Raw genomic sequence first — 11,977 nt, forward strand, 5'->3', positions numbered from 1 at the left:
CGAGCAGGCTCGCTCCCACATTTGGAATGCGTTCCCCTGTAGGAGTGAGCCTGCTCGCGATAGCCGCGCCTCGGTTCTAGAGCGGAGCCAACTCGGTTTCAGCTTCGACGGCTTTCACCGCCTTCAACTGCCGCATCTGCTCGCAACCCCACAACACCCGCTCCGGCGTCGCCGGCGCATCAATCTGCGGCTGGTGCTTGTAATCACCGAGGCTCGCCACCGCATCCTTGATCGCACACCACGAGGCAATCCCGAGCATGAACGGCGGTTCACCGACAGCCTTGGAATGGAACACCGTGTCTTCGGGGTTCTTGCGGTTTTCCACCAGTTTCACCCGCAGGTCCAGCGGCATGTCCGCCACCGCCGGGATCTTGTAGCTGGCCGGGCCGTTGGTCATCAGCTTGCCTTTGTTGTTCCAGACCAGCTCTTCCATGGTCAGCCAGCCCATGCCCTGAATGAAACCACCCTCAACCTGACCGATGTCGATGGACGGGTTCAGCGAGGCGCCGACGTCGTGAAGAATGTCGGTCCGCAGCATTTTGTACTCACCGGTCAGGGTGTCGACGATGACTTCGCAGCACGCCGCGCCGAAGGCGAAGTAGTAGAACGGACGGCCACGCGCCTGGCTGCGGTCGTAGTAGATTTTCGGGGTCTTGTAGAAGCCGGTGCTCGACAGCGACACCTGATTGAAATACGCCTGCTGGATCAGCGCTTCAAAGGTCAGGATGTGGTCGCGAACCCGCACGTGGCCGTTGTGGAATTCAACGTCTTCTTCAGTGACTTTGTAGTGCCGCGCAGCGAATTCGATCAGACGTTTCTTGATGATTTCCGCCGCGTTCTGCGCCGCTTTACCGTTCAGGTCAGCACCGCTGGACGCCGCCGTTGGCGAGGTGTTCGGCACCTTGTCGGTGTTGGTCGCAGTGATCTGCACGCGGTCGATTTCGACCTGGAACACTTCGGCCACGACCTGCGCGACTTTGGTGTTCAGGCCCTGGCCCATTTCGGTGCCGCCATGGTTCAGGTGGATGCTGCCGTCGGTGTAGATGTGGATCAGCGCACCGGCCTGGTTCAAGAAACTCGCGGTGAAGGAAATACCGAATTTCACCGGGGTCAGCGCCAGGCCTTTTTTCAGGATCGGGCTGTTGGCGTTGTAGCGACGGATCGCTTCGCGACGCTCGTGGTACTGGCTGCTTTCTTCCAGTTCGGCGGTCATTTCTTCGAGCATGTTGTGCTCGACGGTCTGGTAGTAATGGGTGACGTTGCGCTCGGTCTTGCCGTAGTAGTTGGCCTTGCGCACCGCGAGCGGATCGAGTTGCAGGTGACGGGCAATCGCGTCCATCACTTCTTCGATAGCGACCATGCCTTGCGGGCCACCGAAACCACGGTAAGCGGTGTTCGACGCGGTGTTGGTCTTGCAGCGGTGACCGTTGATGGTCGCGTCGCCCAGGTAATACGAGTTGTCCGAGTGGAACATCGCGCGGTCAACGATGGAGGCGGACAAGTCCGGCGAGCAGCCGCAGTTGCCGGCCAGGTCCATGTTGATCCCGTGCAGGCGCCCGGTGCTGTCGAAGCCGACGTCGTACTCCACGTAGAACGGGTGACGCTTGCCGGTCATCAGCATGTCTTCGACGCGCGGCAGGCGCATCTTCGTCGGCTGGCCGGTGAGGTGCGCCACCACCGCGCACAGGCACGCCGGGCTGGCGGCCTGAGTTTCCTTGCCGCCGAAACCACCGCCCATGCGGCGCATGTCGACGACGATTTTGTTCATCGACACGTCGAGCACTTCGGCGACCAGTTTCTGCACTTCGGTCGGGTTCTGCGTCGAGCAGTAGACGATCATGCCGCCGTCTTCAGTCGGCATCACCGAGGAGATCTGGGTCTCCAGATAGAAGTGCTCCTGACCGCCGATGTGCAGCGTGCCTTGAATGCGGTGTTCAGCCGTCGCCAGTGCGGAGACCGAATCGCCGCGCTGGTGGGTGTGGCTGTCGAGCACGAAATGGCGTTTGCGCAGGGCTTCGACCACGTCCAGCACGGGTTCGAGATCTTCGTATTCGATGATCGCGGCCATCGCCGCTTTGCGCGCGGTTTCCAGATCTTTCGCAGCGACGGCGAGCACCGGTTGACCGACGAATTGCACGTCATCGATGGCCAGCAGCGGGTCGCCTGGCATCAGCGGGCCGATGTCTTTCAGGCCCGGCACGTCTTCGTGGGTGATGGCGATGCGCACGCCTTCGAAGGCGTAGCACGGCGAGGTGTCGATGCTGATGATTTTCGCGTGGGCGCGGTCCGACATGCGTGCATACAGGTGCAACTGATTCGGAAATTCCAGGCGATCATCGATGTACTGCGCTTCGCCGGACACGTGCTTGGCAGCGCTGTCGTGCTTGACGCTGCGGCCGACACCCGAGGTCAGGTCCTTGGCGAACAGTTCAGCCAGTTCAGCTTGAGTTTTCTCTACGCCGTGATGGTTAGACATAAGCGGTCACCCGAGTCTCGATGTGCGGTGTTTGCAGTTCGATGAAGTATTTGCGCAGCAGGTTCTGCGCGCTGAGCAGGCGGTATTCCTTGCTGGCACGGAAGTCCGAGAGCGGCGTGAAATCTTCGGCCAGCGCGGCGCAGGCACGTTCGACCACGGCGCTGTTGAAGGGCTGACCCACCAGCATGGCTTCACAATGTGCCGCACGTTTCGGGATCGCGGCCATGCCGCCGAAGGCCATGCGCGCAGAGGTGATCACGCCGTTTTCGACGCGCAGGTTGAACGCGGCGCAGACGGCAGAGATGTCATCGTCCAGACGCTTGGAGACTTTGTAGGCGCGGAACAACTGTTCAGCCGTGGCGCGCGGCACGATGATCTTCTCGATGAATTCACTTTCCTGACGGGCAGTGACTTTGTAGTCGATGAAGTAATCGTCGAGGTTCAAGGTGCGACGGGTTTCGCCTTTGCACAGCACCACCTGCGCGCCGAGGGCGATCAGCAGCGGTGGCGAGTCACCGATCGGCGAGGCGTTGCCGATGTTGCCGCCGAGGGTGCCTTGGTTGCGGATTTGCAGGGAGGCGAAGCGGTGCAGCAGTTCGCCGAAATCCGGGTACTCGGCATTCAACGCTTCGTAGCAGTCGGAGAGGGCGGTGGCAGCGCCGATTTCGATGCGGTCAGTGAAGGTGTCGATGCGCTTCATTTCTGCGACGTTGCCGACGTAGATCATCACCGGCAGGGTGCGGTGGAACTGGGTAACTTCCAGTGCCAGATCGGTACCGCCGGCGAGCAGGCGCGCTTGTGGATAAGCGTCGTAGAGGTCGGCCAGATCAGCAACGGTCAGCGGCACCAGGCAGCGTTTGTCGCCGCTGTTCAGCTCGCCGATATCGGTCGGGGCAATGGCTTTGAGGCGCGCGATGGTGTCCGCTTCGCGGGCGTCGAACTGATCCGGTTGCTTGCCGCAGCAGGATTGCTCGGCAGCGGCCAGAATAGGGCGGTAGCCGGTGCAGCGGCAGAGGTTGCCGGCCAGCGCTTCGTGGGCCTTGGCCTGATCCGGTGCATCACTGTTCTTTTGCAGGGCGAACAGCGACATGACGAAACCGGGGGTGCAGAAACCGCACTGCGAGCCATGGCACTCGACCATGGCTTTCTGCACGCTGTGCAGTTCGCCTTGGTGTTTGAGGTCCTCGACGCTGATCAGTTGTTTGCCGTGCAGCGAGGAAACAAAGGTCAGGCACGAATTGAGGCTGCGATAGCGAATGTGTTCGCGGCCATCATCATCCGTTTGCAACTCGCCGACCACCACGGTGCAGGCGCCGCAGTCACCGCTGGCGCAACCTTCTTTGGTGCCCGATTTACCAACGTGTTCACGCAGGTAGTTGAGCACAGTCAGATTCGGGTCCAGGGCGTGCTCGCTACGGAGTTCCTGGTTAAGTAAAAACTGGATCACGGAAGGCCTCGCAGACTCATTATTGTTGTTAACCGACTTGAGCCGAATTTAGCAGGTCTGACTTTTCGGTCAATGGTTTTCTGACTTAAAGGTCAGGAAAGTGCATTTCGTCGATCAGCAACGTGTCTATTCAGTATTGACCCTCATTGGTCACCCCGCTTTTTTGCGGGAATCGTGCCAAAAACCGCTGAGTGGGCACTCCGCCATGACCGTGCATTTGCGCTACACTGCGCCGCTTGTGCAGATCGATAGAGTTTGAAGGACAACCATGACGTTCAAGGCGCCGGACAGCCTCGCCGAGCAAATCGCTCACCACCTCGCCGAACGCATCATTCGTGGCGAAATGAAGCCGGGAGAGCGCATCCAGGAACAGAAGGTCACGCTGGCACTGAATGTCAGCCGCGGCTCGGTCCGCGAAGCCTTGCTGATCCTCGAACGCCGTCACCTGATCGCGATCCTGCCGCGCCGTGGCGCGCACGTCACCGAACTGACGCCGCACAAGGTGCAGAGCCTGTGCACGCTGATGAGCGAGCTGTACATCCTGCTCGGCAACTCGGTGGCCAATGGCTGGCAAGTGCAGTCGGACATGGCGCCGTTCGTGCAGATCCAGCAGCGCCTGACCGCCAGCTACGAGCGTCAGGACATCCGCAGCTTTGTCGACGACAGCTTCAGCGTGATGCGCGCCGCCTATCCGTTCGCCAACAATCCGTACCTGCAAGAAACGGTCGAGAACCTGCAGCCGGCGATGAGCCGCGCGTACTTCCTTGCCCTCGAACAGCGCAAGGCCTCAATGAGCGAGTTCCTCGAACTGTTCGAACGCCTGCTGGCCGCCGTGCTCGCCCGTGATTTACCGCAGATCCGCATCGTGCTGACGGCTTACGCCCAGCGCAGCTGCGATCTGGTGGTTTCCGCGCTGACGGTCGCCTAAGCGTGCGGCTCAAGTGCATCAAACTGGCGGGATTCAAATCCTTTGTCGACCCGACCACGGTGAACTTCCCCAGTAACATGGCGGCGGTCGTCGGGCCGAACGGTTGCGGCAAGTCGAACATCATCGACGCCGTCCGCTGGGTGATGGGCGAAAGTTCGGCGAAGAACCTGCGTGGCGAGTCGATGACCGACGTCATCTTCAATGGCTCGACCAGCCGCAAACCGGTGAGTCAGGCCAGCATCGAGCTGGTCTTCGACAACTCCGACGGCACGCTGCTCGGCGAGTACGCGGCCTACGCCGAGATTTCCATCCGCCGTAAAGTCACCCGCGACAGCCAGACCACCTATTACCTCAACGGCACCAAATGCCGGCGTCGCGACATCACCGACATCTTCCTCGGCACCGGTCTCGGTCCGCGCAGCTATTCGATCATCGAGCAGGGGATGATCTCCAAGCTGATCGAATCCAAGCCGGAAGACCTGCGCAACTTCATCGAAGAAGCCGCCGGTATCTCGAAATATAAAGAGCGCCGCCGCGAGACCGAAAACCGCATCCGCCGCACCCACGAAAACCTCGCGCGTCTGACTGACTTGCGCGAAGAGCTGGAGCGGCAACTCGAACGCCTGCACCGCCAGGCCGAAGCAGCGAAGAAGTATCAGGAATTCAAAGCCGAAGAGCGTCAGCTCAAGGCGCAACTGTCGGCGTTGCGCTGGCAGGATCTGAATGATCAGGTCGGCCAGCGCGAGTCGATCATCGGCACTCAGGAAATCAGTTTCGAAGCCTTGGTTGCCGAGCAGCGTAATGCCGATGCGGCGATTGAGCGCCTGCGCGACGGTCACCATGACCTGTCCGAGCGCTTCAATCTGGTGCAGGGGCGCTTCTATTCGGTCGGTGGTGATATCGCCCGGGTCGAGCAGAGCATCCAGCATGGCCAGCAACGTCTGCGTCAGTTGCAGGACGATCTGAAAGAAGCCGAGCGCGCGCGTCTGGAAACTGAATCCCATCTGGGCCACGACCGCACCTTGCTGCTGACCCTCGGCGAAGAGCTGGACATGCTCACCCCCGAGCAGGAAGTCACCAGCGCTGCCGCCGAAGAAGCCGCCGCTGCGCTGGAAGATTCCGAATCGGTCATGCACGGCTGGCAGGAACAGTGGGACGCCTTCAACCTGACTGCCGCCGAACCGCGTCGTCAGGCCGAAGTGCAGCAGTCGCGCATCCAGCAGCTGGAAACCAGCATGGAGCGTCTGGCTGATCGGCAAAAACGTCTCGGCGAAGAGCGCGCGTTGCTCTCGGCTGATCCGGAAGACGCGGCGATCATGCAGCTCAACGAGCAGCTCGCCGAGTCCGAAGCGACCCTCGAAGATTTGCAGACCAGTGAAGAAGCGCAGGTCGAAAAGCTTGAACAACTGCGGCAAGAATTGCAGCAAGCACTGACTTCGCAGCAACAGGCGCAGGGCGATTTGCAGCGCCTCAATGGTCGCCTCGCATCCCTCGAAGCCTTGCAGCAAGCCGCGCTCGACCCGGGCACCGGCACCGCCGAATGGCTGAAGGAGCACAATCTCGCCGAGCGTCCGCGCCTGGCCGAAGGCTTGAAGGTCGAGGCCGGTTGGGAACTGGCGGTGGAAACCGTGCTCGGCGCTGACCTGCAAGCGGTGCTGGTCGACGATTTCAGCGGTTTCGATTTGTCCGGTTTCACCCAAGGTGATTTGCGCCTGCTCAGCCCGGCCAGCGATGGCGTGCGCGTCGCGGGTAGCTTGCTCGACAAGGTTGATGCGCAGATCGATCTGTCGCCGTGGCTCGGTCAGGTCAAACCGGTCGACAGCCTTGAGCAGGCGTTGGCCTTGCGCGGGCAATTGAGCGTCGGCGAGAGCCTGATCAGCCGCGACGGTTACTGGGTCGGTCGGCACTTTTTACGTGTGCGCCGGGCCAGTGAAGCGGAAAGCGGCATGCTCGCCCGGGGCCAGGAAATCGAAGCGCTGCACCTCGAGCGCGAAGAGAAAGAAGCCACGGTCGAGGCCATGGAAACCCGTCTGCAAACCCTGCGCGCGCAACAGCGTCAGCAGGAAAACGGCCGCGAGCATTTGCGTCGTTTGCTGCAAGACGAAGCGCGTCAGCAGGGCGAGTTGAAAGCGCAACTGTCCGCCGGTAAAGCCAAGGCCGAGCAGCTGACATTGCGCCGTACCCGTCTCGATGAAGAGCTGGTCGAGCTCGGCGAACAACGCGAGCTTGAGCACGAACAGGTCGGCGAAGCGCGCATGCAATTGCAGGAAGCGCTGGATGCCATGGCGCTCGACACCGAGCAGCGCGAGTTGCTGCTGGCCCAGCGTGACAGCCTGCGTGAGCGCCTCGATCGCGTGCGTCAGGAAGCGCGCCAGCACAAGGATCACGCGCATCAATTGGCCGTGCGTCTTGGCTCGTTGCGCGCGCAACATGACTCCACGCGTCAGGCCCTCGAACGTCTGGAAATGCAGGCCGAACGCCTGACCGAAAAGCGCGAACAGTTGAGTCTGAACCTGGAGGAGGGCGAGGCACCGCTGGAAGAGCTGCGCCTGAAACTCGAAGAGCTGCTCGACAAACGCATGACCGTCGACGAAGAACTCAAGACTGCGCAGATCGCTCTCGAAGATGCCGACCGCGAATTGCGCGATGCAGAAAAACGCCGGACCCAGGCCGAGCAGCAATCGCAGCTGATTCGCGGCCAGCTCGAACAGCAACGCATGGAATGGCAGGCCCTGACCGTGCGCCGCAAGGCTTTGCAGGATCAATTGCTCGAGGACGGCTACGATCTCAACGGCGTGCTCGCGACATTAACTGCGCAAGCCAGTGAACGCGAAGCCGAAGAAGAACTCGAACGCATCAATGCGCGGATTCAGCGCTTGGGCGCGATCAACCTCGCGGCCATCGACGAATACACGCAACAATCCGAGCGTAAACGTTATCTGGATGCTCAGGACGCCGATCTGGTCGAAGCGCTGGAGACGCTCGAGAACGTCATCCGCAAGATCGACAAGGAAACCCGTAATCGCTTCAAAGATACCTTTGATCAGATCAACGGTGGTTTACAGGCACTTTTTCCAAAAGTTTTCGGTGGTGGACGGGCGTATTTGGAACTGACAGGCGAAGATCTACTCGATACAGGGGTAACGATCATGGCGCAGCCGCCAGGGAAGAAGAACAGCACCATCCATTTGCTCTCCGGCGGGGAAAAAGCCCTGACCGCGCTGGCACTGGTTTTTGCCATCTTCAAGTTGAACCCGGCGCCGTTCTGCATGCTCGATGAGGTTGACGCGCCACTGGATGACGCTAACGTTGGACGCTACGCACGCTTGGTCAAAGAGATGTCGCAGACCGTGCAGTTCATCTATATCACCCACAACAAGATCGCCATGGAAATGGCCGAGCAGTTGATGGGCGTGACGATGCATGAACCGGGTTGTTCGCGACTTGTAGCCGTGGATGTCGAGGAGGCGATGGCGATGGTGGACGCCTGAGCCAGCGTGGTGTCGGAAAGGTAATTGAGGGCTGTAGGACTTTTTTACCGGGTTCGACTTGCTGGCCAATCGACATATTCGTGCAAGCCAATGAGACAGACGGTGTAAAGTTGTCTTTGGTCGTGCTAGTTTAATGTCAATTTTTCGTATACGTGGGCAAAACGCCTGTCAGAACATAGAGTTGGCGCCACGTTTTAAAGCGGTTTGCACAATGTAAACCCCTTATTTTTCAGCATTTTTTATAGAGGCACGGGATTACATGGAAATCGGTCTGCGCGAGTGGCTGATCGTCATCGGCATCATTGTGATAGCCGGTATTCTTTTCGATGGCTGGCGCCGTATGCGCGGCGGCAAGGGAAAACTGAAATTCCGTCTTGACCGAAGTCTGTCCAACCTGCCGGACGAGGACACCAGCGCTGAGCTGTTGGGCCCGGCCCGCGTTCTGGATACGCATAAAGAGCCGCAACTGGACGAACACGATTTGCCGTCGGTGAGCATGCCGGCCCGCGAAGCACGCGAGCCTCGCGAAACCGCCTCGAAACGTGGCAAGCGCGGCGGCAAGGGTTCGGCGCAGGGCGACTTGAATCTGGATCTGGATCTGGACGACGGCCCGAGCTTCAGCAGCCGTGACGACGATTTCGTTGAAGACACCAAGCCTTCGCCGGCGGTGGTCGACAAAGACCAGCCACAAGCCGAAGAAGTATTGGTCATCAGTGTGATCTGCCGTGACGCTGCCGGCTTCAAAGGCCCGGCACTGTTGCAGAACATCCTGGAAAGCGGTCTGCGTTTTGGCGAGATGGATATTTTCCACCGTCACGAAAGCATGGCCGGCAACGGTGAAGTGCTGTTCTCCATGGCCAACGCGGTCAAGCCGGGCATCTTCGATCTGGACGATATCGACCATTTCAGCACCCCGGCGGTGAGCTTCTTCCTCGGCTTGCCAGGTCCGCGTCATCCGAAGCAGGCCTTCGACGTGATGGTGGCCGCAGCCCGCAAGCTGTCGCAGGAACTGAACGGCGAGCTGAAAGATGACCAGCGCAGTGTTCTGACCGCGCAGACCATCGAGCACTACCGTCAGCGCATCGTCGAATTCGAACGTCGCGCCCTGACCCAGAAGCGCTAAGGCCAGATCAAAAGATCGCAGCCTGCGGCAGCTCCTACAAAGGATCGCGATCCTGTAGGAGCTGACGAGTGCAACGAGGCTGCGATCTTTTAAGGATGAAACTGGAGCAGCCTCGGCTGCTCTTTTGCTTTATGAGAGAACACCCATGACCGCCGCCAAAAACCGCATTCTCGAGCTGCGCGCTGAACTCGATCAGCACAACTACCGTTATCACGTTCTCGACGAGCCGAGCATTCCGGACGCCGAGTACGACCGGTTGTTCCACGAGCTCAAGGCGCTGGAAGCGGCCAACCCGGAACTGATCAGCAGCGACTCGCCGACCCAGCGTGTCGGCAGCGTGGCACTCACCGCGTTCACCCAGGTGCGCCACGAAGTGCCGATGCTCAGCCTCGGCAACGCCTTCGAAGAAAGCGACATGCGCGAGTTCGATCGCCGCGTCACCGAAGGTCTGGATATCCCCGCGGGCGATCTGTTCGGCGGTGGCGCGGCAGTGGAATACAGCTGCGAACCGAAACTTGATGGCCTGGCGGTCAGCCTGCTGTATCAGGATGGCGTATTGGTACGCGGCGCCACGCGCGGCGACGGCACCACGGGCGAAGACATCAGCGTCAACGTGCGCACCGTGCGCAATATTCCGCTGAAGCTGCACGGCGAAGGCTGGCCGGCGACGCTGGAAGTGCGCGGTGAAGTGTTCATGTCCAAGGCCGGTTTCGAGCGTCTCAACGCCTCGCAACTGGAAGTCGGCGGCAAGACTTTCGCCAACCCGCGCAACGCCGCGGCCGGCAGCTTGCGTCAGCTCGATTCGAAGATCACCGCCAACCGTCCGCTGGAATTCTGCTGCTACGGCATCGGTCAGGTTTCCCACGATATTTCCGACACCCACATCGGCAACCTCAAGCAGTTGCAGCAGTGGGGCATGCCGATCAGCCACGAATTGAAATTGGCCAAAGGCATCGACGAGTGCCTGGATTACTACCGCGATATCGGCGCGCGACGTAATGATCTGGCCTATGAAATCGACGGCGTGGTGTTCAAGGTCAACAGCATTGCCGATCAGCGCGAACTGGGCTTCCGCGCCCGTGAGCCGCGTTGGGCAATCGCGCACAAATTCCCGGCGATGGAAGAGCTCACCGAGTTGCTCGACGTCGAATTCCAGGTCGGCCGCACGGGTGCTGTCACGCCAGTCGCACGACTGAAGCCGGTCAAGGTTGCCGGTGTCACTGTGGCCAACGCCACGTTGCACAACATGGATGAAGTCGCGCGTCTGGGCTTGATGATTGGCGACACCGTGATCATCCGCCGTGCCGGTGATGTGATTCCGCAAGTCGTACAAGTGGTCATGGATCGGCGTCCGGAAAACGCGCGCGCGGTGCAGATTCCCGAGAGCTGCCCGGTGTGTGGCTCCCACGTCGAGCGCACGCAACTGATCAAGCGCAGCAAGGGCAAGGAAACCGTCAGTGAAGGCGCGGTGTATCGTTGCGTCGGGCGTCTGGCCTGCGGTGCGCAGTTGAAGCAGGCGATCATCCACTTCGTCTCGCGTCGGGCGATGGACATTGAAGGCCTTGGCGACAAAAGTGTCGAGCAATTGGTCGATGAAGGTCTGGTCAGTTCGCCGGCCGATCTGTATGCGCTGAAATTCGACGACATCGTCGACCTCGAAGGTTTTGCCGAGGTATCGAGCAACAAGCTGTTGGCGGCCATCGAGGACAGCAAGAAGCCTGGACTGGCACGGTTCATTTATGCGCTGGGCATTCCTGATGTCGGCGAAGAGACCGCCAAGGTGCTGGCACGCTCGCTGGGTTCACTGGAGCGTGTGCAGCAGGCGCTGCCGCAAGTGCTGACCTACCTGCCGGACGTTGGTCTGGAGGTGGCGCATGAGATTCACAGTTTCTTCGAAGATGCGCATAACCAGCAGGTGATTACCGAGTTGCTCGGTCATGGTTTGCAGATTCAGGATCAGGGCGAGTTGGGCGCCGAGTTTGCCGCCAGCACCACGCTGGGTGGTTTCCTCGACAAGTTGCACATTCCTTCGGTCGGCCCTGGTGGCGCGCAGAAACTGGCGGACAAGTTTGGTTCGCTGGAAGCGGTGATGAACGCCGATTGGCTGGATATGCGTCAGGCGTTGCCGGAAAAACAGGCCAATTCTGTTCGCGAGTTTTTTGCCTTGCCTGAGAACCGGCAACTGGCCGAGGCCTCCGAGAAGCAGTTGCGTGATTTCGGCATGCATTGGCAGAGCGAGAAGAAAGTCGTCGAGGGCTTGCCGCTTTCCGGGGAGACTTGGGTGCTGACCGGCAAGGTTGAGCTGATGAGCCGTGATGTGGCCAAGGAGCATCTGGAAAGCCTGGGGGCGAAAGTCGCAGGTTCGGTGTCGGCGAAGACCCATTGTGTGGTCGCAGGGCCCGGCGCTGGCTCCAAACTGACCAAGGCCAATGAGCTGGGTGTGAAGGTGATGGACGAAGAAACCTTCATCGCCTTCCTCAAAACCCACGGTATCTCCGCCTGAGTGATCGTT

General features: G+C 60.1%; 6 protein-coding genes. 4 read left to right on the plus strand and 2 right to left on the minus strand.

The window, feature by feature from the left end:
• Positions 1 to 76 precede the first annotated feature (76 nt).
• Both xdhB and xdhA read right to left on the minus strand, forming a co-directional pair.
• Complete coding sequence (gene xdhB / locus CQ009_RS17925) at positions 77 to 2,476, minus strand: xanthine dehydrogenase molybdopterin binding subunit (RefSeq protein ID WP_064391285.1); 2,400 nt, start codon at positions 2,474 to 2,476, stop codon at positions 77 to 79.
• Positions 2,469 to 3,923 (minus strand): xanthine dehydrogenase small subunit, encoded by a 1,455-nt coding sequence (gene xdhA / locus CQ009_RS17930; RefSeq protein WP_105707899.1) that lies wholly within the window; start codon positions 3,921 to 3,923, stop codon positions 2,469 to 2,471. The genes xdhB and xdhA overlap by 8 nt, the downstream gene beginning before the upstream one ends.
• Positions 3,924 to 4,191: 268 nt before the next feature.
• Between xdhA and CQ009_RS17935 the strand changes: the two genes are divergently transcribed.
• From CQ009_RS17935 to ligA, 4 genes are all read left to right on the plus strand, one after another.
• Positions 4,192 to 4,851 (plus strand): GntR family transcriptional regulator, encoded by a 660-nt coding sequence (locus CQ009_RS17935; protein ID WP_038365421.1) that lies wholly within the window; start codon positions 4,192 to 4,194, stop codon positions 4,849 to 4,851.
• A gap of 2 nt (positions 4,852 to 4,853) precedes the next feature.
• Entirely contained in the window at positions 4,854 to 8,342 is a 3,489-nt protein-coding gene (gene smc, locus CQ009_RS17940; protein ID WP_105707901.1) for a chromosome segregation protein SMC, read from the plus strand.
• A gap of 259 nt (positions 8,343 to 8,601) precedes the next feature.
• Positions 8,602 to 9,465, plus strand: a complete 864-nt coding sequence (zipA, locus tag CQ009_RS17945; protein ID WP_105707903.1) for a cell division protein ZipA — start codon at positions 8,602 to 8,604, stop codon at positions 9,463 to 9,465.
• A 145-nt stretch (positions 9,466 to 9,610) separates the two neighbouring features.
• Entirely contained in the window at positions 9,611 to 11,968 is a 2,358-nt protein-coding gene (gene ligA, locus CQ009_RS17950; RefSeq protein ID WP_064391289.1) for an NAD-dependent DNA ligase LigA, read from the plus strand.
• Positions 11,969 to 11,977: the final 9 nt, after the last annotated feature.

The organism is Pseudomonas sp. MYb2, assembly GCF_002979955.1.
GTDB lineage: Bacteria > Pseudomonadota > Gammaproteobacteria > Pseudomonadales > Pseudomonadaceae > Aquipseudomonas.